Raw genomic sequence first — 26,126 nt, forward strand, 5'->3', positions numbered from 1 at the left:
TGCAGTCTTTCCCCTTATGCTGGCCGCCTGCTTGTTTGACGGCGTGCAGGCGTCGGCGGGAATTGTACTGACCGCTTTCAAAGACACGTTTTTTTCATTCGTATCACTACTTATATCTTATTTCGGAATCTGCATCCCCATGGTATTAGTATGGGGTAACGTTCAGGGTGAGGGGATCGTCTACGATCTGTTTTTCTCCATGACGGTAGGCTTGTTTATTTTATGCATTTTGCAGGTTGCGCGTTTACATTACGTCTCAACCTATGGGCGGAATACTCTTATAGCTAACCGGCCTAAACAGAGTCGCGCTGTATAGCCTACTCTTATCGATCAAACCCACCCTGTAGAAGAAGAGTTTTTTGACAATTGGCGTCGTTGTGAACAGCGGTAAGTTGTTCCCGCCTTTAATACAACTTATATAAAATAAGTGTGGTTTTCAGGTATAATGCGGCGCCAAAAATTTACACTGCCTTTTGTGTATAAAAAAGCGGCGGCCAAAAGCTGTTCGTTTTTCCACACTGGGTGACCTTGCCACAAACCTAGGGGGACTTAATGCCTAGTAATACCAAAATCGTCTATACACTTACTGACGAAGCGCCTCTACTAGCCACCTATTCTTTTTTGCCGATCATTAAGAAATTCGCCTCAGCTGCTGGCGTAGACGTAGAAACCAGCGATATTTCTTTGGCGGCGCGAGTTCTCGCTAATTTCCCTGAATGTCTCTCTGAAGAACAGAAAGTGCCTGACGCGCTGGCGGAGTTGGGTGAGTTGGTAAAACAAGCCGACGCCAACGTTATCAAGCTGCCGAACATCAGCGCCTCCATTCCGCAGTTGAAAGCGACGATCAAAGAACTGCAGCAGCAGGGCTTCAACGTGCCGAACTATCCAGAAGAGGCGGTGACTGAAGAAGAGAAGAAAATCGAGCAGACCTACACCAAAGTGCTGGGCAGTGCGGTAAACCCGGTCCTGCGTGAAGGCAACTCCGATCGTCGCGCGCCTGCGGCGGTTAAACAATATGCCCGTAAGCACCCCCACAAAATGGGCAAATGGAGCCAGGCTTCCCGCACTCACGTTGCGCACATGCGTGAAGGCGATTTCCACGCGACTGAAAAATCCGTGATCATCGATCGCCCCATGGTCGCCAGAATTGAATTTGTCGGCAAAGATGGCGCGGTTGAATTGAAGCGCGAACTGAAGCTGCAGAAAGACGAGATCCTGGACAGCATGCGTCTGAGCGTCAGAGAGTTGTGCAAGTTCCTGGAGCAGGAAATGGAAGGCGCGCGTCGTGTCGGCATCCTGCTGTCTCTGCACGTGAAAGCGACCATGATGAAGGTGTCTCACCCCATCGTATTCGGTCACGCGGTGAAGGTGTTCTTCAAGGACGTGTTCAAGAAGCACGCGGAAACCTTCAAAGAGCTTGGCGTTGAGCCCAACAACGGTATGGGCAACGTGTACGAAAAAATTCAACAGTTGCCAATGTCCAAGCGCGAGGAAATCGAAAAAGATATCCTCAACTGCTTCGAGCACCGTCCCGAACTGGCGATGGTGAACTCCGACAAGGGCATCTCCAACCTGCACGTGCCTTCTGACGTCATCGTTGACGCCTCCATGCCTGCGATGATCCGCGAAGGCGGCAAGATGTGGGGCGCGGATGGCAAGCTGAAGGACACCAAAGCGGTTATCCCGGACTCCAACTACGCCACCATCTACCAGGAAGTCATCAACTTCTGTAAGCACCACGATGCGTTCGATCCCACCACCATGGGCACCGTACCTAACGTGGGTCTGATGGCGCAGAAAGCGGAAGAATACGGCTCGCACGACAAGACCTATGAACTGGACGCAGACGGCGTGATGCGCATTGTCGACGACCAGGGCAATGTGCTGATGCAGCACGAAGTGGAGAAAGGCGATATCTGGCGCGCATGTCAGACCAAAGATCTGCCTGTCCGCGACTGGGTGAAACTGGCGGTTACCCGCGCTCGTCTGTCCGGCATGCCGGCGATTTTCTGGCTGGACGAAGACCGTCCCCACGATATGAACCTGAAAACCAAAGTTGTCGAGTATCTGAAAGTGCACGACACCGACGGTCTGGACATCCATATCATGGGCTACGACGTCGCTATGCGCACCACGCTGGAGCGTCTGCGTCGCGGCAAAGACACCATCTCCGTCACCGGCAACGTTCTGCGCGACTACCTGACCGACTTGTTCCCCATTCTGGAACTGGGCACCAGCGCCAAAATGCTGTCTGTCGTTCCATTGATGGCGGGCGGCGGCCTGTTCGAGACCGGCGCCGGCGGTTCTGCGCCTAAGCACGTACAACAGTTCGCAGAAGAAAACCACCTGCGTTGGGATTCTCTGGGCGAATTCCTGGCGTTGGCGGTATCTTTCGAAGACATCGCGGTCAAAACCGGCAACAAGAAAGCCGAGATTCTGGCCAAGACGCTGGACAAAGCGACAGAGAAACTGCTGATGAACGGCAAATCGCCTTCCCGTAAGGTCGGTGAGCTGGACAACCGCGGCAGCCACTACTATCTCGCGATGTACTGGGCCGAAGCTGTTGCCGCGCAAACCGACGACGCTGAACTGGCGGCGCAATTCGCTCCTCTGGCCAAAGAGCTGGCGGCGAACGAAGACAAAATCGTCAGCGAACTGCTGGCCAAAGAAGGCACCCCAGTGGAAATGGGTGGTTACTACCACGCAGATCCCAAACTGGTCAGCAAAGCCATGCGTCCAAGCGACACACTGAACGCGCTGATCGACGGCTAAGCAACTTTCGGCGCGACGTTACTTCTGTGAGTTGTTAGTGATGTGAATCGTAAGTAATGTCCGCCGAACAGGCTTAAGAAAAAGGGAGCAATCGTTGCTCCCTTTTTTGTTATGGCTATTTGCTTAAATCACGTTCACGCAAGCCCGTAAAACTTCCCAACTCAATGACTAAACCGCGTCGCCGCAAACTGGTTCAGCACGCGATGCACCAGGTAGGTGGCGAGTAGCGTCACTACGATGGCGAAGAAGATGCTGCTGATTCGGTAGAGCCCGCTGAAAACCAGGTCGCTGGTGGGGGAGAGATACTGGCCGAACAGGATGCCCAGGGTGGTCAGGCCGCCGAATCCCGCCCCGGAGCCGCTGGACTCTTTGACATGCAGATAGCTAAAGAACAACGCGCCGATCCACAGTAGCGGGATGACTAACAGCAACACGCCAGTCCAATCATACAGAATCACCTGACACAGCAAGCCAAAGGCGACGCCCAGCAGTGTTCCCATGGCCCGTTTGCGGGCGTAGCCCAAGGCGCCGTTCCAGTGCATGGGGAACAACAGCAATAAGGTGGTGGCCTGAGCGGACATGGAGTCATTCAGATCGAAAATCTGAAACACCAGAAACGACAGGGTCGCCAACGTGGCGCCCATCAACGCTTCATGGCGCATGCGATGAGATCCTTTTGGCTCCGCCGGTGGTGGGGGAGGCTGGCGAGGGGAGGCGTCGGGTATTAAAAAGGTGGCCAGATAGGCAATCAGCACGGATAAAAGCCCCGCCAGGATATTGCTGATCACCAGATCATTCAGGTCCACGCCAGGATAGCTGGCGAAGTGCAGCATGATGCTCAGGCTAAGCACGCTATTCGCGCCGAACAGAAACAAAGGGCCTTTCGACATGCAGGCGAATTTGTAGAGAAACAACCCGAAAGCGATCAGCGTCATGATTCCGGGATGCGCGCCGAATAAGCCGCTCAGCAGAGCGACTTCGAGCCCGCAGATCACTGATGACGCCACCAGTTGGCGCGCCAGATGCGCGTTCATCACCGGCGCCAGGCCAAGCAGCAACACCGGCGTGACAGTAAAAAACACGCCATAGTTCCAGCCAAACAACTTACTGATGGTGAACCCCAACACCGCGCCAGTGGCGATGCGCAGGCTCTGGCGCAAGTCATTCTCGGAGAGTGGATGATCCCATAATCGCATAACAGCGCCTGCTTAGTAGATGTAGTGCAACAAGCTGAGGAAACGAATCTGCGCCTTGGCGAAGGTGGAGAAAATCGCTCCATCCGGCAGCAGTTGCACCGTGGCCCGTGCGCCGGACGGCAGATGTTGCGCGTCGGCGTCCAGTTGCAGATGCAGGCGCATACGCTGCGCGTCGCGCACCCAGCGGTTGGATTGCGTGGGCGTCGCCAGACGACCGTCCGCATCGAACTGGCCGGCGCTGACGCCCGCGTCGAGACTGGTGAGGTGAGCCTGAAATACCTGTCCAGGTTTGCCGTCAAAGGCGACCAGCGCTTCATTATTCAAGTCAAAGTTGCGCAGACTTTTTTCGCGAAAGTCAGCGATGACGTCCAGATTGTCGGAAACCAGCGCCACCAGGGGCGACCCGGCGACGGCATAGGCTCCCGCCTCAAGCTGCAGGTTGGTGATGACGCCGTCTTCCTCCGCCTTGATCCGGGTGTAAGAGAGGTTCAATTGCGCCTGCTTCAACTGGGTTTCCGCGGTGCGAATGGTCAGATTGGCGTCGCTCAGTTCGCCCCGGCTGACTTCCAGTTCCTTCAGATGCGCCTTCATCGACGCCAATTTCGCCTGCGCTGTCGTCGCGTTGCTTTCCGCCGTATCCAGCTGTTGCTGAGACACTACATTGCGCTGGAACAAGGTTTTCAGGCGCAGGGCCTCGCGATTTTTCTGGCTTAAAGTCGCCGCGGCGGCATCCACATCCGCCCTGGCGGCGGCGATGGACGCATCCAGTTGCGTGTTGTTCTGTTTGACCCGCTCCAGATTCAACTGCGCCTGCTCCAGGGCGATTTTGAACGGCTCAGGGTCAATGTCGAAAAGAATATCGCCTTTGTGGACGGGTTGATTGTTCTCTACATGCACCGCGGTGATCGGACCGCTGATGCGGGGAGACACTTTGGTGACGATACGCGTCGCCATGGCCTGGGGCGTCAACGGCATGGCGATGTCAGCGATGAGAAAGTAAGCGAAAACAAGAACGAATACGATGCAGGAGTATTTTATCCACTGCGCGAATTTTTGATCGGGGGTCATACACTCTTACTTCTTTCAATAAAAGGACTACGGATTCTCAAACTCAAGGGCATTGAGAGCGATTTGCTCCAGCATGGCGCCGAGTTTTTTCTGGTCGTTTTCATCTATGTGATTCAGCAAGCGCCGACGCACTTTGAGTATGTGGGCTTCCATTTGCGCGATCAGTGATTTGCCTGCATCCGTCAGGCTTACGATGCGCGCCCGCTTGTCGTGGGCGCAGCTGTGCCGCTTGATGAGCGATTGTTCTTCCAGCTGTTTCAATGTGCGCATCAGCGACGCCAACTCGATTTCCAGCGCCTCCGCCAACTGTTTCTGGCTGAGGTTGTCCCCCAGACGCTGCAGCTTCAATAACGCGGTCCAGCGCGGATAAGTCAGACCCAGCGGGGCCAGTTCCCGGTCAGCGGTCATTTTCCAGAGTCGGGAAACGCGGCCAAGCTGCTCCGCAAGGGAAAGATCTTTGAAGGTATTGGAAGGGGGATTCATGACGAGACGCTCAATTTAGTTAGCATGCTAAACAATGTAATATGCTTAGCAAGCTAAGTAAATGCGAGAGGCAAAGGAATCAGGTAGGGAGATGTACGCAGTAAGAGGATTTGGGGAGAAGTTACCGTACTCGTATAAAACGTAACAATTTGTATCGGGCGTGACGGGAAGCGCTTCAGAAAGCTCGCTACCTGTATTGATAATTCTTATCAAACACATCAACAGCAAGAAAAAGGAAAACAATATGGAAGTCTATTTGATTGGACATGGCGGCTGGCTGGAAGAAGATGGTTACTTCGATATGCCGAGAAACGTGGTGCTCCATTTTTACTGTCCTCACACCAAAAAGTTCGACAGTAGTTGGGAGAGTGCGGTCAGATCCGGACAGGCTGTCGCTCACCCGGACTTCAGCCATGAAAGAGGTCCGCAACGCTGCCGTAACTACCGCTTGGCGCACCCTGGCGGCATCAAATCGAAAGTCGGCTACGACTCCCTGCATCCCCTGATTCCCCCGCACTATATTGGCGCCAACTTGCGTGATCAGTTGAACTGCGCCGTTAAGGATCGCGTCACCCACTGGTACGTACACCTTAAAGATATCCTGAATTCCATCAGGCCCAACGGCGCTGTCTGTCATGTGCATTGGCTCGCCTGCCGCGACGACCTGAAAGGCATCGCATCGGACTTTGAAAGAGAAGCTCAGGGAATGTATGGCGGCATATACGGCGGTGAACCGAAAAAAGCCGTTGGCAAGCTGAACATGAAAGATTTCCAGCTAAAATTCAGATAAGACATCGATCGCCGGCAAGACTGCTTTCCGGGGAGCATTCCTCGCTCCCTGGACTTAGGTGGTTAGCCGGCGTTTTTTTCGATTTGATACGCCTTAGTTCATCCTCCTCCGCAGCCCGTCATCTCCTCACAACAGCTTTTAGTTTCTTGCATAAACAGCTGATAAATTTAAGGTTGTCGCGAATTTAACGCATCCGTTACACTGGCTTGAATTTTCCCTATATCCCTGCGCTAAGCGTGATAGCCAAAGGCTTGGTCTATGTCGGGATACCAGACAAGGACTTATGAGATGCTGTCAGAACAACAAAAAGCCCAGTATGCAAAGGATGGTTATCTATTGTTGCCGGATTTGGTGACGCAGCCGGAGCGTGAGGCGTTAATCGCACGCGCCTACGCCATCATCGAAGAAGATAATCTGGAACAAGCCGCGCGTTTTTCCACCATTGATCGCGCTCAGGTCAATAACGCGTATTTTCTCGGCTCCGCTGAAACGATTCGCTGCTTTTTCGAAGAGGAAGCCTTCAGCCCAGAAGGTGAGTTGCTGCAGCCGCGGGCCCAGTCCATCAACAAAATCGGTCACGCGCTGCATGATCTGGACCCGGTCTTTAAACGCTTCGCGCAGCGCCGCGAGTTCGGCGATATCGCCCGAGATTTGGGGCAATCACACCCCTCGCTGTATCAGACCATGGTGATTTTCAAGCAACCGCGCATCGGTGGGGAGGTCACCTGGCACCAGGACGCCACTTTTTTCTATACCGAACCGGCCAGCGTTATTACTTACTGGTTCGCTCTGGAAGACGCCACCTTGCAAAACGGCTGTCTCTGGCTGGAGCCCGGTGGTCATCAAGGCCCCTTGCGCGAACGCTATTTGTGCGAACAGGGCGATCTAAGCATGCGACCTCTGAGCGACCAACCCTGGCCAACTAAAAGTGGAACCCCTATGCCCGTCAAGGCTGGCAGTCTCCTGGTATTCCATGGTCACCTGCCACACTACAGCGCCCCCAACCGCTCCGACAAATCCCGCATCGCCCTGACGTTTCATGTGGTCGATGGGGCTTGTGAGTATGCGCCGGAAAATTGGTTGCAGCGGGGAAGCTTGGGGAGCTTTTCATTGTGAGGGTGGGGGGGAGCTATAAAGTTCTGCGTGAAGATTTCTAAACCCTATACTGTATGCAACAGTCCTGGCCCGAGAAAATGTTACTCATTTATACAGCCGCCAAGGGCTGATCACCGTCGTTTTATAGATGTATTGTCGATATGAGGGACAAGCCCATGTCTGGTCAGGACGCGTCGCCGCTCAAGATCCACGCAACCATAGTCGAAAAGATCAATTTTGCCTGCCATCAGAGCGCTTATGCCGTGTTGCGCGAGTTAAAGATCGAGAATTCGAGCGCTGATGATCTCCATGACCTGGTCGTCACACTGGAGGCCGCGCCGGCGTTCCTTAGAACGAAAACGTGGACGATAGACAGTCTCTCCGCAGACGGACAAATCGTGATAAAGGATCGTGACTTGGAGTTGGACGGCGGCTTTTTATTTGGTTTGGCTGAGTCTATGCGTGGAAGCCTCAATATTCGCGTCAACCGTGCAGATGAGCTTCTTGCAGAGCAGGCGGTTGACGTTGAGCTACTGGCCTCCAATGAATGGGGCGGCGTCAGCTTTATGCCCGAGCTTTTGGCCGCTTTTTGTACGCCCAATGACCCCGCTGTCGACCGCCTGTTGGGACAGGCCGGCAAAGTGCTGCGAACGGCGGGCAAGCCGGACGCCATTGACGGCTATCACGCTAAAAGCCGGGAGCGGGTATGGCTGATCGCCTCCGCGATCTACTCCGCCATGGTCAAATTACAAGTAGGGTATGCGCTGCCACCCGCCAGCTTTGAGCGCAACGGTCAAAAAATTCGACTGCCGAATCAGATTGAAGCCAACAAGGTCGCCACCTGTCTGGACACAACGTTGCTGTTCGCCGCGGCGTTTGAGCAGGCCGGGCTTAACCCCATACTGGTGTTAACGGAAGGGCATGCCCTGGTCGGACTCTGGCTGCAGCCTGAAGATCTCTCAAGCGTCCTGGTGTATGAAGCAGAGGTTTTTCGCCAGCGTATCCCGCTGAAAGAGCTTATTCTGATAGAAACCACGTTAGTGACGACGCATCCCCCAGCGCCGTTCTCCAAAGCGGTGCAGGCCGGGAGTCTGGCGGTGTCTTTGGAAAAGGATAACGAGTTCATCGCGGCTATTGATATTCGCCGGGCCCGGGCGCATCGCATAAATCCGGTCAGTCTGCAGACTCCCCGATCCCAGTTCACTGAGTCAGACGGTGAGGGCGAGAACATAGAGCCGGGGTTAGAAGAGGCGCCGTCGTTGCCCTCCTATTCCGTTCCCGACGAGGAAGATCTGTCCGATAGCAGCCCGGACGGCCGCCTGGAGCGCTGGCAGCGTAAGTTATTGGACCTGTCCGCGCGCAACCCGCTGCTTAACCATAAGCCCGGCAAAACCAGTCTGGCTTTTGTCTGCAGCGACCCCGGCGCTTTGGAAGATGTACTGGCGACGGGGGCGCGAATTTCTATCGCGCCGTTCCCCAGGTTTCATGCCCAGGAACAAGATCAGGATATCTATCGTCAGCGCACCGGGGACGATTTGAAGGAAGAATATGCCCGGGACGCGTTGTCGAAAAAGCAGCTGCTGGTTGAACTCTCGCAAGAGGAGCTGGATAAGCGCGCGGTTGAAATATATCGCAAAGCGCAGACCTCCCTCAAAGAAGGCGGTTCTAACACCCTGTTTCTGGCGATTGGTTTTCTGCTCTGGAAACAGAAAGACAAGGACGACCGTCGCTACCGCGCGCCGTTGATCTTGCTGCCCGTTTCTCTGGAGCGGAAGTCCGTTCGCAGCGGCGTCAAAATGACCGCCAGCGAAGACGATCCCAGATTCAATACCACGTTGCTGGAGATGCTGAAGAAAGACTTCGGCATTGATATTGGCGGCCTGCATGGGCCCTTGCCGCAGGACCATAGCGGGATCGATGTGGAAGGCGTCTGGAATAAAATCAGACATGCGATCAAAGACGCGCCGGGGTTCGAAGTGGTGGAGGACGTCGTCCTGGGCCATTTCTCTTTCGCCAAGTATTTGATGTGGAAAGATCTGGTCGATCGTTCCGAGTCACTGAAACAGAGTGCGGTGGTGAAGCATCTTCTGGAAACGCCAAGAGAGCCCTACGAAAGCGATATCCGCTTTGTCGACCCTGGCGACATAGATAAAGAATATACGCCGGCGGATTTGCTGACGCCTTTGCCGGCGGACTCGTCTCAAATGTCCGCTATCGCCACGGCGGATCGGGGCAAGAATTTTGTCATCATCGGGCCGCCGGGAACCGGGAAAAGCCAGACCATCGGCAACCTTATCGCCCACATGATGGGCAAAGGCAAGAAAGTGCTGTTTGTGTCAGAAAAAACCGCGGCGCTGGAAGTGGTTCACCGGCGACTGAAAGACATCGGCCTGGGCCATTTCTGCCTGGAGCTGCATTCCAATAAGGCGAAAAAAGCCGATGTCCTGAATCAGCTGCGCGCCTCCTGGGAGAGCTTTTCGCAATCGAAAGTCAACGCATGGCAGGCGGAGGCGGAGCGGCTGAAGGCCCTGCGCGACCGCTTGAACCAGGTCGTCAACGCTCTCCACACACGTCGCCGAAATGGTTTGACCGCTCATTACGCCATCGGCGTCAAAGTCCGGGATAACGAGCTTGCGGCGAAGGTGAAGCTAAGCTGGCCTAATGCGGACTATCATGATGACTCGCAGCTGCAAAAGCTGCGGGAAGCCGCGGAGTTGCTGGGTATTCAGGCAAAGGCCGTGGGTGAACTGGTTGATCACCCATTGAAAGTAATCGCAAATTTCGATTGGCGTCCCCAATGGCAGGAAGAGGTGGTCAGCGCCGCCGGGCAATTGCAGGCCAGCGCCAAACAAGCGGCGAAAGACCTGGCTGTGTTTGAGGGCGCCTTGGGAGTCAGCTTTGGCGATGCCGACTTATCTAAACTCGGTGCGGTGGAAGAGCTGGGGCAGGTATTACTGGACTCCTACAGGACACAGGCGTCGTTCGCCCTGGAGCCGGACGGTCCCGACCGTCTGGAGGCGCTGGAAGAGGCCGTTGGACAACTAAAAATCTATATCGACGCGCAATCCAGGCTTAGTTGTAAGTATGAAGCTCTGGCATGGAAGAAGCTTGATGCTGACAGTCTCGACATACAGTGGCGAGACGCCAATCAGACATGGTGGCCAAAAAGCTTTTTCGCCAAGCGAAAAGTGCTGAAACAGATGCGCCAGAATGGCGCTCTGGGTGATCCAGATCCCAACAACGATATCCCTGTCCTGAAGCAGTTGCGAACCACCGGCGAATACATTGATCGTCTGGATGGAATGCTGAAAGGGTTGCGCGACTGGAATGCCCATGACTCAGATCCGGATGTGATCGCGTCTCTCAAGCTGCTGGGGTCTCGCGCCCGTATTGCGGTGAGTAAGCTCGCCGACGACGCTGATGGATTGATCTTCCTGCGATCGAAAATCAGAGGCCTGCTATACGACGCCAACGACCTTCTGGCCCCGGAGGCGACCGTTGGAAAAGGCATTGCAGATTTTTTGTCGTCACTGGAACGACTCAAGGCGATCAGCCAGCAATTTGAGGGCTTGATTGGCAATACGCTGAATGGGCATCTGCCGAGTGAGGCGTCGGCGTTAGAGGCGATAGACGAACTTTGCCAGGGAATAGTAGAACGTCATCACTCCCTGAGAGACTGGTGCGGCTGGGTGCGCAGACGTTCTGAAGCAATAGATCTCCAGATGGGGCCGTTGGTGGAAGCGGTTGAAAACGGCGATGTAAACCCCGAGGACCTTATTGATATCTTCGAGGCCGCCTATTGCGCCTGGTGGTCTTCAGCGGTGATCGGAGAGGATGAAGTCCTCAGAACTTTCTCATCGCCGGAACATGAGTCGGCCATTCTTCATTTCAGAGATCTGGACACCCAGTTCAGTGAACTTACGGCGCAGTATATTGCGGCGAAACTGGCAGGCGAGATTCCCGACCCGGACGACATCAAACGCAGTTCCTCCTGGGGCGTTTTACGTCATGAGCTGCAGAAGAAAACACGGCATAAGCCGGTTCGGGAGATGATGGAGGAAATTCCCGACGTGGTAACCTCATTGGCGCCTTGTCTGATGATGTCGCCATTGTCCATCGCCCAGTTTTTATCGGCGGAGCAAGCGCTGTTTGATGTGGTGATTTTCGACGAAGCCTCGCAGATCACGGTTTGGGACGCGGTAGGCTCTCTGGCGCGGGGCAAACAGGTCATTGTCGCGGGCGACCCCAAACAGATGCCGCCCACTAACTTTTTCGCCCGCTCTGACGATGACCCCGATGGGGATATCGACGCTGAGGGCGATCTTGAAAGTATCCTTGATGAACTGATCGGCGCCAGTATCCCGCAACGGGTGCTGAACCTGCACTATCGCTCGCGCCGGGAGAGTTTGATCGCTTTCTCCAACAGCCGCTATTACGACAGCTCCCTGATTACCTTTCCGGCGCCGGTGCATCCGGACAAAGGCGTTTCACTGGTTCGCCCGGAAGGCTTCTATGCCAGAGGCAAGGCCCGTCATAATCAAGGCGAAGCGAAGGCCATCGTGGCGGAAATTGTACGCAGAATTACCTCCACAGATCCGAAAGTGCGCACTCAATCCATTGGCGTGGTCACATTCAACACAGAACAGCAGACGTTAATCGAGGACCTGCTGGATAAAGCCCGTTCCGATGATCCTTCCATTGAGTGGGCGTTCTCCGAAGAGTCGACCCTGGAGCCGGTATTCGTGAAGAACCTGGAGACGGTTCAGGGAGATGAGAGGGACGTCATACTGTTCAGCATTACTTATGGTCCGGATGAAAGCGACCATGTGACGATGAACTTTGGACCGCTGAATCGTAACGGTGGCGAGCGACGTTTGAATGTCGCGATGACTCGGGCGCGCTCTGAAATGATCGTCTTTTCGACGATGAAGCCGGAGCGTATTGATCTCTCCAGAACACAGGCCCGAGCGGTCGCCGATCTCAAGCATTTTCTTGAGTACGCAGAGCGGGGCGCTTCCGCCTTGGGCGCCGCCGTGCATGGTTCAATTGGCGACTTCGAATCGCCCTTTGAAATTGCGGTGGCGAGGGCCTTACAGGATAAAGGCTGGATCATTCACCCGCAGATTGGCGTTTCCGCATACCGTATCGATCTGGGGATCGTGCATCCTGACGCGCCGGGCCTATATCTGGCGGGCGTCGAATGCGACGGAGCGATGTACCATAGCTCCGCCTACGCCCGCGAGAGAGACAAGATCCGCCAGGCGGTGCTTGAAGGGCTGGGGTGGACGCTGTTCAGAGTCTGGTCAACCGACTGGTGGACGAACAAGGCCAAGGCGCTAGAAGACCTACACGCCATGCTACAACGCCACCTCGAAAAAGTGCGTGAGGAAGAGGCACGGAAGGAGGCTGGCGCAGAGGCAGTCAGCTAGCGGGTGGTTGATGCATTGCGTGAGAAAGTCCCCGCAGTGTTCTTCCAATGGAACCATGGGGCTGGTGGATGTATCTTCTGGAATCAGAATTGGAAAAACGCGGATGTGGGTTATACAAATTATTAGGCATCAAGGATCGTAAGTGGAAATAATCAAGAATATTGGGTCGGGCGAATTTGGTATAGAAGGCGAAGTCTACTTTCGCTGCTTCGATAAATATATTGCGCTATCCGTAGAAGGCGAAAATATCGAATTTGCGCAAATGTGTGCGGAATACCTAAATGAGCTAACCGATGATGTCATAAGTTCTTTATGCGAGGCCTCTATCAGGTATTGCAATGGCTTTCTTGAGGCAATTGGTGAGCCGATAAAGACCTTTGAAAAACCTACAGAAGTTCTTAGCTTGATTTATCCGAGCGTATTGTTGGTTCCAAGTCCAGGAAATGAGCGCGAGCCAGTAATCCACATGGAGCTAAATTGTGAGTGGGAGCCAGAGCATGGTATGGAATGGGTTGTTCGAGGTAATAAGGTGCTCTACGTAGGCGCCTTCAATGGTGAAGATCCTTGGTCCGATTTTTGTCAAAAGAAAGCCTGGAACTATGCCTAACAAAGGCAAGCACAATCACCCAATGCAAATAGCCACATTGGGCTGGACCTCGCTGATGATCGCCTCAGGCAAATCGCACTATATGGTGAATAATTGGCCATATTTTTCCCCCATGGGAGGTGAAAATGGCGCTCAATATCTCAAATTCGCTACTTTACTCGCTATGCCTTGGTTTCCGGGGCTCTCTTCTGCAGAGCATTTCCTTAAAATCGTATTTTTAGCAATTTTCTGCCGCTTTAATAAGACTTCAAGCAAGAAACGAAGTGCGATTCCCCTGCGTACTCTATGGATTTACTGTCTACTATTCAACCATGTAGTGCGATTTGCCTGGGGGAAGCGGGGAGAATTAGTAGAAAAATATCACCTTGATAAGCTTGAACAGCTTATATCAGTGCAATTATCAAAATTGCAGCTCTCAAATGAAACTCACTGGGTGAAATTGGTTGTGTCAAATGTAAGTGGTAAGATTGAAACTGTAGCATTGACTGTTGATGGTATGCAATCTGACGAAGTAAACAAGGAAGTTTCATCATATAGTTGGCCTGCTTCTAAACAGTTTTATATGGTTATACTATTTTTTGTGGTGGGCAAGGCATAATGAGGCCTTAGTATTCAGAGGAGGCATCATGGAAATCTGGAAAAACCACGAAGAGGCAGAGGCATTAAATGAAGATGTCGACGGTTATATTCCATGGTTCAACAACAAGCCTCCATTGTTGGCGCCGAAATAATTAAATGCTAACAAGGCCTTTAAATTGACGTCTTTTCCGTCGCATACCACTACGCTGCCAAAAAAAATAACTCCAAATCCACCAATGATGGTGGCTTTAGAAGCCCGACTATGGAGACATAAATGAGTGAGTTTAGTGAAAGTTATCACCTGCGTACCAAGAACAAAGAAGAAGGAAAAGACTTATTAAAAAGGCTTGGTGTCCGTGGGGTAGTGTTTGATGAATCCAATAACTGGATAACAATACTGCCGGAGGGCGATTTAAATTCACAAAAAGATAATGTCGCGGCTTACTATAGTGGTATGGTTCTGCACTATATGTTTGCTGAGGATCACGCCTGGGTTGTGAATTTGTTTTCTAATGGCGTTTTGATAAGTGCATATGTGTGTGCATGGGACCCGGAACTGTATATTGAAAAAGATAAATTAGATGTTCAACGCTTTGTCGACTTGCTAATTGATCAGGGCGACCGTGAAAAGCTGATTCAGCTATTTTGTCTGGACACATTGGACGACATTTTTAGCGAGATGCCTGCTTATAAATTGGCTGACCTTCTCGGTATTGAGCATTACCAATGGCTGGCGGGGCATGATATACCTCGACATGGCGAAGAAATTGTAAGAAGTAATCCTGGAGCTGAGTTGGTTGGCTAATTCACCTCTAATAGTCAGCAGCAAGCGACCCCTGTGCTGGGCGTTATACACCTTGAGAGTTATGAGCAATTACATAAGAATTGAACGAATCCCCTATGAAGAGCCTTACCATGTACAGCTTGTTTGGAATGCATCCAATGGTAGTGTTTCAACGTGCTTCGAATATTATGACAATGCAGATTCATTAAAAGAAATTGCTGGTGGATTAGAAAATTTTCCCCGGCACAGCAGTGACGTTTTCTTATATGAAATTGGCTCTGAGAAGCCCGAAGATAATTTTGCGTACTATTTCAGGCTTAGAGCTTTTACTACTGATTCACGTGGTAGCTCGGCGCTTCAAATTCGATTTAGCAACAACAGAGATTTACCATACCGAGAAATAGTCGAATTCTGTATCGAAGCTGAACCAGCAGCTATAAATAGGCTCGGCAAGCTCTTTCGAGAATTTTCAAATCTAAATCAAGAATACATGGCTTGGTCAGATACCGAATCATTTATAGGCAGCAAGCACGAATATACATAACAAAGCCAAGTGAATTGCCCGAGCGAAAAGTGCATGGGCTGGACCTCGCTGACGCTCGGCCTGTATTGACGTAAACAAGGCAGCTCTGCAACAGATGCAGCGCCAGGGTGGATAGTTTCTGAATAGATGGCTTCTGAACGGATAGCTTCTAAACAGATAATCATCGGGGGCGGCAGGTACTGCTCTTCCTGCATGCCCCCGACGAAATAACCCCTTATTACGGATTCAACAACCCAGGCCAGGTGGAGTTATTCACCGGTTTGGGATAGCCGTCGTCTACTTTATCCTCGCTGATGTTATAGCGCAGGTAGCGTTGGCCGGTCAGGAAGATGTAGCCGCGGCTGTCGCTCCATTTCACGGCGGCGGTGATCTCCGTCGCGTAGCTTCCCAGTCCGGGCCAGGTGCTGTCGTTGATTGGTTTGGGGTAGCCGCTGTCCACGGCGTCGCTGTTGATGTCGTAACGTATGTAATCGCCGTTGCTGAGGAAGAAATACACTTTCTGATTATGCCAGCGCAGGGCGGCTTCGATTTGATCTTTATAGGGCTCCAGGCCGGGCCAGGTGCTGTTGTTGATCGGTTTGGGGTAACCGCTTCTTACCTTGTCGCCGATGTTGTCGTAATTGATGTATTGACCGTTTTTGAGGAAGTAGTAACTGGTTCCCGCGTCTTTTTGAAAGCTGGCGGTGATCAAATCCCGATATGCTTCCATGCCCGGCCAGGTTTGATTATTGACGTTCTTCGGGTAACCGCCGTCGGATTTGTCCAGCACCTTGTCATAACGCACATACTGCTGGTCGTTGCGGAAAAAGTAAGCCTTGAAAGCGTCTTTGCTCAATGCGGCGTCAATCTGGAAGTTATTGATGCGCAGCGCCAGTGGGGTGTTATTGATTTCCACGACATAATCCGTGACGCCCGCTGCGGTCATATCTGGATCAGACCAGCCGCGATCCATGGAATAAACCTGATCCACTAACTCGCCGTTACGGTAGATATTCGCCGGTTTCTGCTCATCGGTATACCAAGTGAAACGCTGGGCGGTGGAGCCGTCCTCCATGAGTTTGCGCACCCCCAGATCGCCAATCAACGGCAAGCCGTCCAGGCGCCAGGAAGCGTCAATAGTCACGCCAAGATGACGTAACACGGTAGGAGCGATAGAGGCTTGCGACGGATAGCCGTAGAGCGAATTGAACTCGGTGTTGGGAATGTCCGTCACCTGTTGCGAGAACTCCGCGTTCATCGGCTGATTGGACCCGATAAAGATGGTCTTTTCCGGCTCGGTCTGATTGCCATGACCGCACCCGACGATGGGCGTACGACCATGATCGGTGGTCACCAGCACCAGCCAGTTGTCGGCGTTCTGATTCTGCAGGCTGGCCACTTTATCCAAGAGCTGTCCCAGGCGACGGTCAGAGTCCTGCACGGCTTTATCGTAAGCGCTGCCGAAACAGCTCGCATGGCCTGCATGGTCGGGGTCGTCCAGATGCAGGAAAACAAAATCAGCGGACGTCTGGGAGAGAGTTTGCAGCGCGCGATTGACCACTTCTTCGTCATTAACGCCGCTGACGACCTCGTCGATATTGGCGGCCTCATTGGCGAAGAAGTTGGTGTTGATGGGCGCCCAGTTGGCGATGCTGGCCACATAGGCGTCAGGGTTGGCGTCTTTAACCCGTTTGAACAGGCCGGGGAACTCCGGGTTGGCCAACCCCGCGTCGTTGGAATTGACCCCGTGTTTGGACAGCCACACGCCGGTCAGTATGGTCGCCCAACCTGGCCCGCTGATCGTTGGTTGCTCCGACGCCGCGCCTTGGATACCGCCGGTGTAGGCCTTAGTGATGTTGAGCCGGTCAAAGTTGGGCGTGTTCAATCGTTGAACCTGCTCCAGTTGCAGACCGTCAATCCCGATCAAGAGAACTTTATTATCCGCCACAGCCAAAGACGTCATCGCCAGCAGGCCAACGCCCGCCGCGCAACTCTTCCAGTTAAGCATAATCTCTCCTAGGTTTATGGGTTTATCTGGTATATACCAGCCAAAAAAGAATAGCTGCGATTGGTGACAGTGGGGTTAACGTAATATGTACTTTGTTCGATTCTGGGAACTGGGTTTAATTGTGGCTTTCAGGCCAGGGGAGGAGAGTGCTGAGAGTGGCGAAATTGTCTCTGTCCCATACTGAAGACTAGAATCTTCTCTTTTTAAAGTTGGTCTCCACCAAGGAACGCCGAATCATGACAAAAGCGCCAGAGCCGCTGTATTGCAGCGACGCGTGCAGGAATAAATTGCAAGTTAGATCGTTCAGCGTCTGTCCCGTTTGCCATCAGAGTTGGGATGCGCAGCAGCCGGATGGAAGCCGGCATTATCGCAATAATGCGTGGAAGATGTGTGAGGCCTGTTCCCTGGCTAATCGGTGTTGTGTGGTCTGTGGCGCTAAAGTAGCTCGTTGAGCTTTCTTGTATAAAGCAGCGCTAGTGAGAACCGACCAAAAACGGCGGGAACAGCTAACTTTGCCAGCCCGCCACTTTCACGCATAACCCTTTGGCCAGCAGTTGTGCGCTGGGCTCTCCCGTCGCAGAGCCGCCGGGTTCTTCGATGGAAACGAGCAAGTGTTCCGCGCTTTGAATTAACCCCCATTCCTGCTGTGACAGACCTCTTTGCGTTTGCCCCATCAGTTCAATGGTTCCTAAACTGCTGACGGTATTGTCGTCCCTTGAAACGGCCCACAATTGTAATGTTGCATTCTGGCCGATGACGGGTTTTTCCACGATATTCAGGGACAACAGACGCGCCGTCTTGTCGACGGTCACCACCATGACCGCCTGTTCGTCCGCATTCTCCATCACCGCGACATAGTTAACGCTGGGCGCAAGGGACGCCTGGCCGGGATGGATCTGCTCCGTGCCTGACAGAAGAGGATAGAGCGCGAGACACAGCGCCAACGACAGGGTGGCGGCGGAGAGGTATTTGTAGAAGCTCAGCTTGCGTAATAACTTCTCCATCAACTGACTGGGCGCATCGTTGATGCGGGCGGAGATGGCGTTCCAGGTAGCCGTTTTGGGCGCTACCGGCGAGGTATTCTCATGCAGCGGCTGAAACTTTTCTTCCCACTGTCGTACTCTTCTCGCGACGCTCTCGTCTTCGCGCATAATGGCTTCGAAGCGCTTGCGCGCCTTGCCTCGCAGCGCGCCGATGACGTAATTGGACGCCAGGCGGTCCAGAAGCTCCGGATTTTTGTATCTCAATGGCCGAGGCATTGCGCTAACCTCCCAAGACCCCGCTTCAGCCAGATTTTGACGGTATTAACGGGTTTTTCAATATGCACGGCGATGTCTTCGCGGCTATAGCCGTAGTAATAAGCCATTAAAATGGCGTTGCGATTCAACACATCCAGCGACCTCAGGCAGCGGTGGATGCGGCATTTTTCGTTTGAGTTCACGACCTCGCGCAGAGGTGACTCGACGAGGTCTTGCTCCAGCAATTGCTCTATTTCATCGTGTCGCTCGCGCCGCCTCTGTTCCCGGCCTTCCGCCTTCAGCTTATCCAGCGCGCGATAGCGCACCAGAGACGTCATCCAGGTCATCGGCTCGCTCAGGCCGCGACGGTATTCATCCGCCTTATGCCATATCTGCAGAAACGCTTCCTGCAGAACGTCGTTTGATAAGTCCGTGTCTCGTAAAATGATCATGGCTACTCCATTGAGCTTTGGCGCGACGCGTTTATAAAGCTGCTCCAGCGCCTTCTGATCTTTAAGCGCAATTCGCGCCAACAGATTTTCCAGTTCGTCCGGGTCGAAAGTGTTTTCCATGGCACTAAAAAACTCGCCCCGACCCATGCGGAATGCGGGGCGTCCTTATTGTTGAGTCACTTGGACGACGTGATGGGATCAGCCTGAAAGCAACGCGATTTTGAAAACGCGTTCAGATAAACACGTCGCCATCTCCATTAGAAAAACGAGCGGCCCTCATCCATTTACGACGCCCGGAGAGGAAAAGTTACAGCAGAGGAAAACTTTTTTGTCGGTATTTCTCCGGGAGCGTTCTTTTATTCTGCGACTCTCTGCGGCTGCTCATGTCACGCTGGCGCAGAGAGGAGAAGAGGGCGCTTATAAAGGTGGTTACGGTTGCGCGGCGTACCACACATTGCCGACGCCGTGGCCAGTGGCGTCGCCCTGGGCGCCGGCGCTTGCGTAGGTGGCGCTGCTATAGGTTTTCTTGGCGTAGTCGTCATCGCAATAACGATCCGCCTGTCCTTCTGCATGGGCGGCGGAGGTGAAACCAGTGAAAGCAACCATCAAGGCGGTCAGTGCGGCGAAATGTTTCATGAGAATGTCCTTTTAATCTGTAAGTTGAACGGCGTTGTTGTGATCTCATTGATTAAGACGACGCCGACGCGGTGTTTGGATGCAGAATATTTTTTATTTCTCTAATTTTTTTGGGTGGAGAGTGTGAAGAAAGTGAGTTTGACGATGCGTCGCCATCGACGCTCAGGACTAAGCCAAGGCATAGTATTAAGCTAAGGTGTAGAACGGGGTCGCCCCGCCTTCCATGGAAAGCAGGGCGGTTCCTGAATCACGGGCTCAACGATTATTGAATCATCTGCGCAATGTGCTCAGGCAACTCAGACAACAGGGCGAGTCTGGGCGGCGTGGTCGTCAGATCCAAAACCTCGATATTGTCGGTCGCTTCGCCATCGATGGTCACTTTGGGCGCGCACACCAGATACTCCACATTCTTCGTGCTGATGGCGACGCGCAAGCCGTCATCGTCAGTGCGTACGCCGGCTTCAAAGGCCTCCGCGACGCCACGCAGGGTGAACCGCACAATGTGGTCGAGATTCAGCAGCTCCAGCTCTTCAGCATGTTCGCCTTTGTCGATGACGGTGCAGAATCCTGGCGATGTGGACACTTTGACCACGGGCTTGTTGGTCTCGTCCAGAAAGATGCCGTCGAAATCCTGACTGCCTTCGCGTCCAGGCGGGCTCACGTTGAAGAAAGGGGCGCCTTCTGTGGCGCCGTTGTTGTCCCGTTGCTCGCCGACAACGCCCAGCACCAGAACATCCACGCCTTCGCCGCCGTCGAAGAAGTCGCTGCCGTCCCCTGGCGTCCAGATGAAGAGGTCGTCGCCGCCATTGCCGAAGGCTCTGTCGCGGTTGTCGGCGCCTTTGTTGTCGCCGTCGACGCTGGAATTGAAGTCTTCGGTACCGCCGATCAGGATATCGTCGCCCGAGGCGCCGAGCATGACGTCCACGCCCAATCCGCCGATGAGAGTGGAGTCAACGCCGTCTTCCGCCTGAAGGACATCCCCTGCGCGCTGGCTCTGGTTTGGAGAGCCTCCCGGACCGCCGGGATTGAAAGACAACAGCGCGGAGCTTTTTGTGTTCAGATCCGTCCCCTGAATAACGGTGAAATTCTTCTGATTGATATCGCCGCCGTTCTGGCCGTCGTTATTGTCAGGACCTTTGTCGCCGTCGCCAGAGCTGGAACAGCCGGCCGCTGTCATCATGATGGACAAAATGATTGCGCTGCTCAGCGCATGCTTTGAGTGGTTCATACTGTATTCCTTGGTCGATTCTCGGTTCAGTTGGAGTAATGCGTCTAACGCCTAGCGAGCTAAACGGGCTGAAGATGTGGCGGCCGTGGGCGGCAGATCGTCCAGCGTGACTCTGACGGGAGGCGTCTGGGAGATGTCATAGACTTCTATTTCGTCGCCGGACCGCGAAGGGCACACGACAAACTCCGTATTTTTTAAATGAACCGAGATTCTCAAGCCTGTATCCAGCGTATCCGGATCGATATTGGGATCAGCTGCGATGGCCTCATCGAAATTATTGGCGGGGCCTCTCAGGATAAACTGAACCAGATGATCGAGGTTCAGCTCACTCATGCCCTCAGTGGATTTATCCAGAATTCGGCAGAAGCCGGGAGTTTGTTCAATCCTCAGTTCTGGAAGGCCTACGTCGGGGTTGATAAAAATGCCGTCGAAATCCTGGCTTCCTGGCGTACCAGGAGGACTAACGTTAAAGAAAGGGGCCAAATCCGTATTGCCGTCATTATCCTGGGACTCGCCAATCAGGCCGATGACCAGAATGTCCTGGCCTTCGCCGCCGTCGAAGAAGTCATTACCGTCTCCAGGCGTCCAGACGAAAATGTCATTGCCCTTGCCGCCGAAGGCGCGGTCGCGATTAAAGCTGTTGAAGTCTTCGGTGCCGCCGATGATGATGTCGTCGCCGTCATAGCCGAACAGGACATCAATCCCCAGGCCGCCTATCAGAATGTCGTTGCTCTCGGTACCGTATATCTGATCTCCAAACTGCAGGCTTTGATCGCCGCCGCCATTGGAGCCGCGATTGGCGGAGTAGAGTTGGTTGATGGCGGCGTTTGCGCCTTCGGTTGAATTCAGATCATTGCCAATGACGATGTCCGCCTGCGCCAAAGACGCGCCTCCAAAAAGAGCGAGGGAAACGGCGGTCGCCATCCAGGTTTTCGACAAGTTCATACATTTACCCTTTACGTGTTATTTAAGTCGTATTGTTTAAATCAAGGTCATCGATTGATGTCTGGTGTTGACGGCCGTCATCACCGTTACGACACCCACGGAAAAAAAGTTACAGCTACGGAAGATTGTTTTCGGGGGCGCAAAGCGGCATTGGCCCAAACGTTGCGCCTGTTACTGGAAGTCCTTTATCGACGCCGGCGGCTACTTCTGCGCCGGCGTATTCAGAAAGAGAAGGGCGTTACCGACGTCCTATCTCTATGGCTGCGCGGCGAACCACACATTGCCTACTCCATGTCCGGTTGCGTCGCCTTGCTTGCGATCGCCGACCCACAGGTACAGTGGCTGGTTTTTGTACGCCCACTGATAGGCGCCGTCTTTACGTTCGACCACTGTGAACTCACCCCAGGTTTTCGCGTTCTGTTGCGCCAGGAATGGAGGCCAGCTATCCGCGCAGCCGTCGTAACAGGCGGACACGCCGTTGCTGTCTTTAGTGAAGGTGTACAGCGTCATGCCTTGAGCATTAGCGAATACTTCGCCGACTGATGTGGAAACTTTGGTGACGACGGTAGCGGAGGCGCTGGCGACGGTGGAGGTTTTGACAAAGCCGCCGGTATTCCCGTATCCATCGCTATAACCATTGGAAGCGCCATAGTGATAGGAACCTGCGCTGGCGGAGGTTTTAACGTTGTAGCCTGGCTTGTCGTTATCGCAGTAACCACCCCGATCCGCCTGCCCTTCAGCATTAGCGATAGAAGTGAAACCAGCGGCGATCAGAAGAGCGGTCAGTGCGGCGAACTTTTTCATGATTTTTCCTTTTTAAAATTGTGTGTATGTGGTCGGGCCTGAAGACCCTGTATTTCGATCTCGTAGATAAAGACGACGCCGCTTTGGGATTTGGATGCAGAAAGTTAAAAAAAATTTTTGGACACAGTTTTTTTATGTCTTTCAGGTCCGTGTTTAGCTTCGAACCCGGGTTAGATACAAAGGCGTCGCCGGGTAAAGAAATAGACCTGTCAGCCAGTATGTAACCACGCTCGTCATCGCTAATCTGTCAGCAATGATTTCAATAAATCTGCAATAACGATGGATAGAAAGGAGTGTTCGAATGAGCGCACAAAAAGACGCTTTCTCGCAGTGGTTAATGGAGCTTAACAGCCAATGGGGACTGGATTGTCTGGAGCTGGACGCAAATAACCAGTGCCATTTGTTGCTTGATAATCATGAACTGTCTTTCGCCCTTAGCAGTGATGAGCAGGAGTTGTCGCTATGGTCGCCAGTGGCGTCCGCCGACTCGTTCCTGGGGGATGCAGAACGGCTGACGCAGCTTCTGGTTATGAACTTCAACGACACAGCTTCATTGGCGGGATCAACTTTCGCAATGGATAGCGACCGCAGACGCCTTCTGTTATGTTTCCGTGTCGCAATCCAAGGGCTTGACGCACACACGCTGGGAAATATCCTGCGGAATTTCGGTGAAACTATCAGTCATGTTGTCGGGGAGTTGCTGGTGTTGGCGAACTGCGGAAAAGAGAGGCGTGAGCCTGCAAACAATTTTCCTTACCTGAGACCCTAGTGGCGGCCGAAGCCGCGTTCTTCCAATCTATATCGAGATGTCTAAGGAGCATGAATATCGCCTTTAAATGCCTGGCCTGCGGCGGCGGTGGCAAAAACGGGTTCAGAGAAGTCGAGGGCTTCCCGATCGCCGCTTATGACGGGGTCATTGATTGGAGTGACTACACCGATGAAATCCCCCCGTTAAATGACAATAATTGGTGGATGCGATCTGAGGAAACGCCTGTGCCTGGCGACAGCCGGGTGATTAACGTCCGCCACCCTTTTAACGAGAGCGCAGCAGAGGCTTTTTGGACGTTATATACGCCAGCGTGCTCCAGTATTAATGGCTGGGAAGAGCATCTGGAAGAAATAGACGCATCGGCATTTGTGAAATGTCAGATAGAGCGCGTTCTTTCCTACACGGAACAGCAGGCCTGGCTCAAAGTGAAAGTGCTTGAAACCATAACCTTTGTGGAGGTCTTGAATAAGACGCCGCAAACGGAAGAAGGGCTGCCTATCGTCAATAACACATACCAGTTTGAAGCTTTTGATCTTCAGCGTCTGAATGACTGGATGTACTTCTCTGGTTCGGCGGAAGGAGATCTTGGTAACTGGATGTTGATCAAGCAAGTCGATGGCGAGGCGAGGTTGATCGCCTTTGGCGAATGGTCTTTTCACCAGCAATGCGCCTACCTGGGGAACATCTCAATCAGCGATGAGACGCTGCAAACGCTTAAAAGCTGGTGTCGAAATATCTAGTAAGTGCGCATTGGCAAAACCTTTTCATCATAGCCTGTCAAAGCGCTTTTAAAGCTGCGTCCATACAGATCTATTCTCTTCCTTTCAATACATCCCCGTCTTTCCCTTGTTCGCCAATTTCAGGTTGGCGACGGGCTTTTGGGTTGACATATTAGGATGGTCGTCCTATTTTTAGCTCTAGGACGTGCGTCCTAAAACGTGGCGTTACTTGGTCGATTGCGCATCTCAGGGGAGCCGTTCGGACAAGTCGCCTGTAACGTTACTTCAATTAGCGATCATTAAGACAATGAGCAATCTCTCCACACGCGGGCTGATAGTGGAAACGGCGGATCAGCTGTTCTACCAGCAAGGCTTTGAACACACCTCGTTCTCGCATATTGCCGAAGCCATCAATATTTCCCGCGGCAACTTTTATCACCACTTCAAAACCAAGGATGAAATCCTGGAAGCCGTGATTCAGCTGCGTCTGGCCAAGACCCAAGAGATGCTGGATCGTTGGGAGGCGGACGGAAAACATCCGCGGGAGCGCATTCAAAGCTTTATTCAGATTCTGGTCATGAACAAGGCGAACATAAAGCGCTACGGCTGCCCAGTCGGTACGCTGTGCTCAGAACTGGCGAAGCTGAACCATGGTTCTCTGGCTGACTCCAACGCTTTACTCACGCTCTTTCGAATTTGGTTGCGCAAGCAGTTTGTATTGCTGGGTCGCGAGGCGGACGCGGATCAGCTGGCCATGCATGCGCTGGCCTTCAGCCAGGGCGTCGCCACGCTGGCGAATGTGTTCAAAGACGAAAAGTTCATTAAAAACGAAGTTAATCAGATGCTCGACTGGTTGAAGCTATGCGAGGAGAACATAACTTCCTCTGAGCCTGCTTCCGCGCCGGAGCCAACAGGAGAAAAATAATCCATGTTTATCGTGCTGCTGAAATTTTCAAACAATAAAAGTCAGGCTGGCCAATACATGTCAGCTCACAAAGACTGGATCAAGCAAGGCTTCGACGACGGCGTCTTTCTTCTGGTCGGGAGCCTTCAAACCAGCGCAGGAGGAGGGATAATGGCGCACAATACCTCACTGGCGGAGCTGCAAGAGAGAGTCAACGCCGACCCATTCGTGGCCGAAGATGTCGTATCCGCGGAAATCATTGAAGTCGTCCCGTCCAATACCGATGCCCGCTTACAGTTTTTGATGAACTGAAAAGACTTGCCTCCAACTTCAGACCTACACAAGGATAAAGATTAATGTCCGTCACGATAGAAAGTGCAGAGAGCAAACCCCGTTGCAGCTGGAGCCAGACGCCGGATTTTCATGCCTATCACGACAATGAATGGGGCTTCCCGGTGAGGGATGATTTTCGTCTATTCGAGAAGCTCTGTTTAGAGAGTTTTCAATCCGGTCTCAGTTGGAGATTGATTCTCGCCAAGCGGGAAAACTTTCGCGCCGCCTTCCACCATTTTGACTTCAATAAAATAGCCGCGTTCACGGAAGAGGACGTTAATCGATTACTCAAAGATGAAGGCATCGTCCGCCACCGGGGCAAAATTGAAGCCGTCATCAACAACGCCAAATGCGCCCAGGCGCTGGTGGAGATAGAGGGATCGTTAGCGACTTTCATCTGGCGCTTTGAACCCGCCCACGACCAACGCCAAAAACCACAGACCGCCTCAACCTCCCCAGAATCCGTCGCCCTGTCGAAAGCCCTCAAAAAAATGGGCTGGAAATTCGTCGGCCCAACCACCGTATTCGCATTCATGCAGGCCATGGGACTGATCAACGACCACACGGAAGAATGCGCCATCAGGGCGGAAGTGGAGCGCTCGCGAGAGGTTTTTCAGAGGCCTTGAGATTGCTCAAGCCTTCCGCTTAAAAGATGCCTGATTCGGCCAAGCGCTTAGTGTACTTTATCAACCGACAAACCCGGGGCGATCCATTATTCGTACCTTCTTGGATTATCAAAGAGGCTTCTTCGGTTGCGGTTAATC

The 26,126-nt window shown here is 53.0% G+C and carries 23 protein-coding genes; 13 read left to right on the forward strand and 10 right to left on the reverse strand.

What is annotated here, in order from left to right; translation table 11 throughout:
* The first annotated feature begins 552 nt into the window (after positions 1–552).
* Positions 553–2,772 (forward strand): NADP-dependent isocitrate dehydrogenase, encoded by a 2,220-nt coding sequence (locus HCH_RS14425; RefSeq protein ID WP_011397042.1) that lies wholly within the window; start codon positions 553–555, stop codon positions 2,770–2,772.
* Positions 2,773–2,933: 161 nt separating this feature from the next.
* On the opposite strand, the gene HCH_RS14430 is transcribed toward HCH_RS14425, so the two are convergent.
* From HCH_RS14430 to slyA, 3 genes are read right to left on the reverse strand one after another with little or no spacing between them, the layout of a single operon-like run.
* The gene (locus tag HCH_RS14430) at positions 2,934–3,968 is read right to left on the reverse strand and encodes a DUF2955 domain-containing protein (protein ID WP_011397043.1); all 1,035 of its coding nucleotides are present in this window, start codon (positions 3,966–3,968) and stop codon (positions 2,934–2,936) included.
* A gap of 12 nt (positions 3,969–3,980) precedes the next feature.
* Positions 3,981–5,036: an HlyD family secretion protein gene (locus tag HCH_RS14435; protein WP_011397044.1), complete on the reverse strand. Its 1,056-nt coding sequence runs from the start codon at positions 5,034–5,036 to the stop codon at positions 3,981–3,983.
* A gap of 27 nt (positions 5,037–5,063) precedes the next feature.
* A complete protein-coding gene (slyA, locus tag HCH_RS14440; RefSeq protein WP_011397045.1) occupies positions 5,064–5,519 on the reverse strand; it encodes a transcriptional regulator SlyA in 456 nt (151 codons plus the stop codon).
* A 244-nt stretch (positions 5,520–5,763) separates the two neighbouring features.
* Here slyA and HCH_RS14445 point away from each other — a divergent pair, with 244 nt between their 5' ends.
* From HCH_RS14445 to HCH_RS33160, 7 genes are all read left to right on the forward strand, one after another.
* Positions 5,764–6,309 (forward strand): putative adhesin, encoded by a 546-nt coding sequence (locus HCH_RS14445; RefSeq protein WP_011397046.1) that lies wholly within the window; start codon positions 5,764–5,766, stop codon positions 6,307–6,309.
* Positions 6,310–6,597: 288 nt separating this feature from the next.
* The gene (locus tag HCH_RS14450) at positions 6,598–7,425 is read left to right on the forward strand and encodes a phytanoyl-CoA dioxygenase family protein (protein WP_011397047.1); all 828 of its coding nucleotides are present in this window, start codon (positions 6,598–6,600) and stop codon (positions 7,423–7,425) included.
* A gap of 155 nt (positions 7,426–7,580) precedes the next feature.
* Complete coding sequence (locus tag HCH_RS14455) at positions 7,581–12,833, forward strand: DUF4011 domain-containing protein (protein WP_011397048.1); 5,253 nt, start codon at positions 7,581–7,583, stop codon at positions 12,831–12,833.
* Between the two features lie 142 nt (positions 12,834–12,975).
* Positions 12,976–13,440: a DUF6985 domain-containing protein gene (locus HCH_RS14460; RefSeq protein ID WP_041598668.1), complete on the forward strand. Its 465-nt coding sequence runs from the start codon at positions 12,976–12,978 to the stop codon at positions 13,438–13,440.
* The gene (locus HCH_RS14465; protein WP_011397049.1) at positions 13,385–14,038 is read left to right on the forward strand and encodes a DUF6348 family protein; all 654 of its coding nucleotides are present in this window, start codon (positions 13,385–13,387) and stop codon (positions 14,036–14,038) included. Before HCH_RS14460 ends, HCH_RS14465 begins: the two co-directional genes overlap by 56 nt.
* Positions 14,039–14,293: 255 nt before the next feature.
* Positions 14,294–14,824: a hypothetical protein gene (locus HCH_RS14470; RefSeq protein WP_011397051.1), complete on the forward strand. Its 531-nt coding sequence runs from the start codon at positions 14,294–14,296 to the stop codon at positions 14,822–14,824.
* A gap of 61 nt (positions 14,825–14,885) precedes the next feature.
* The gene (locus HCH_RS33160) at positions 14,886–15,347 is read left to right on the forward strand and encodes a hypothetical protein (RefSeq protein WP_083769772.1); all 462 of its coding nucleotides are present in this window, start codon (positions 14,886–14,888) and stop codon (positions 15,345–15,347) included.
* Between the two features lie 217 nt (positions 15,348–15,564).
* Here HCH_RS33160 and HCH_RS14475 read toward each other — a convergent pair whose 3' ends face one another.
* The 7 genes from HCH_RS14475 to HCH_RS14505 form a co-directional block, all read right to left on the reverse strand.
* Positions 15,565–17,334 carry a hemopexin repeat-containing protein gene (locus tag HCH_RS14475; protein ID WP_011397052.1) on the reverse strand — a complete coding sequence of 590 codons (1,770 nt, stop codon included), beginning with the start codon at positions 17,332–17,334 and terminating at the stop codon, positions 15,565–15,567.
* A 506-nt stretch (positions 17,335–17,840) separates the two neighbouring features.
* Positions 17,841–18,593 carry an anti-sigma factor gene (locus HCH_RS14480; RefSeq protein ID WP_011397053.1) on the reverse strand — a complete coding sequence of 251 codons (753 nt, stop codon included), beginning with the start codon at positions 18,591–18,593 and terminating at the stop codon, positions 17,841–17,843.
* Entirely contained in the window at positions 18,578–19,144 is a 567-nt protein-coding gene (locus HCH_RS14485; protein WP_041599576.1) for a sigma-70 family RNA polymerase sigma factor, read from the reverse strand. Before HCH_RS14485 ends, HCH_RS14480 begins: the two co-directional genes overlap by 16 nt.
* A 309-nt stretch (positions 19,145–19,453) precedes the next feature.
* Positions 19,454–19,660 carry a hypothetical protein gene (locus HCH_RS14490; protein ID WP_011397056.1) on the reverse strand — a complete coding sequence of 69 codons (207 nt, stop codon included), beginning with the start codon at positions 19,658–19,660 and terminating at the stop codon, positions 19,454–19,456.
* A 262-nt stretch (positions 19,661–19,922) separates the two neighbouring features.
* A complete protein-coding gene (locus tag HCH_RS14495; RefSeq protein ID WP_011397057.1) occupies positions 19,923–20,888 on the reverse strand; it encodes a hypothetical protein in 966 nt (321 codons plus the stop codon).
* A gap of 51 nt (positions 20,889–20,939) precedes the next feature.
* Positions 20,940–21,833, reverse strand: coding sequence for a calcium-binding protein (locus HCH_RS14500; RefSeq protein ID WP_011397058.1), 894 nt, complete (start codon positions 21,831–21,833; stop codon positions 20,940–20,942).
* Positions 21,834–22,088: 255 nt separating this feature from the next.
* Positions 22,089–22,637: a COG4315 family predicted lipoprotein gene (locus HCH_RS14505; RefSeq protein ID WP_011397059.1), complete on the reverse strand. Its 549-nt coding sequence runs from the start codon at positions 22,635–22,637 to the stop codon at positions 22,089–22,091.
* 301 nt (positions 22,638–22,938) lie between these two features.
* On the opposite strand from HCH_RS14505, the gene HCH_RS14515 reads away from it, so the two are divergent.
* From HCH_RS14515 to HCH_RS14535, 5 genes are all read left to right on the forward strand, one after another.
* Complete coding sequence (locus tag HCH_RS14515; RefSeq protein WP_011397061.1) at positions 22,939–23,406, forward strand: CesT family type III secretion system chaperone; 468 nt, start codon at positions 22,939–22,941, stop codon at positions 23,404–23,406.
* Positions 23,407–23,456: 50 nt separating this feature from the next.
* The gene (locus HCH_RS14520; protein ID WP_011397062.1) at positions 23,457–24,146 is read left to right on the forward strand and encodes a hypothetical protein; all 690 of its coding nucleotides are present in this window, start codon (positions 23,457–23,459) and stop codon (positions 24,144–24,146) included.
* A gap of 286 nt (positions 24,147–24,432) precedes the next feature.
* The gene (locus tag HCH_RS14525) at positions 24,433–25,050 is read left to right on the forward strand and encodes a TetR/AcrR family transcriptional regulator (RefSeq protein WP_011397063.1); all 618 of its coding nucleotides are present in this window, start codon (positions 24,433–24,435) and stop codon (positions 25,048–25,050) included.
* 3 nt (positions 25,051–25,053) lie between these two features.
* Complete coding sequence (locus HCH_RS14530) at positions 25,054–25,341, forward strand: YciI family protein (RefSeq protein WP_011397064.1); 288 nt, start codon at positions 25,054–25,056, stop codon at positions 25,339–25,341.
* Between the two features lie 44 nt (positions 25,342–25,385).
* Positions 25,386–25,988: a DNA-3-methyladenine glycosylase I gene (locus HCH_RS14535; protein ID WP_011397065.1), complete on the forward strand. Its 603-nt coding sequence runs from the start codon at positions 25,386–25,388 to the stop codon at positions 25,986–25,988.
* The last annotated feature ends 138 nt before the right edge of the window (positions 25,989–26,126 follow it).

It is taken from the genome of Hahella chejuensis KCTC 2396, assembly GCF_000012985.1.
In the GTDB taxonomy this organism is placed as follows: domain Bacteria; phylum Pseudomonadota; class Gammaproteobacteria; order Pseudomonadales; family Oleiphilaceae; genus Hahella; species Hahella chejuensis.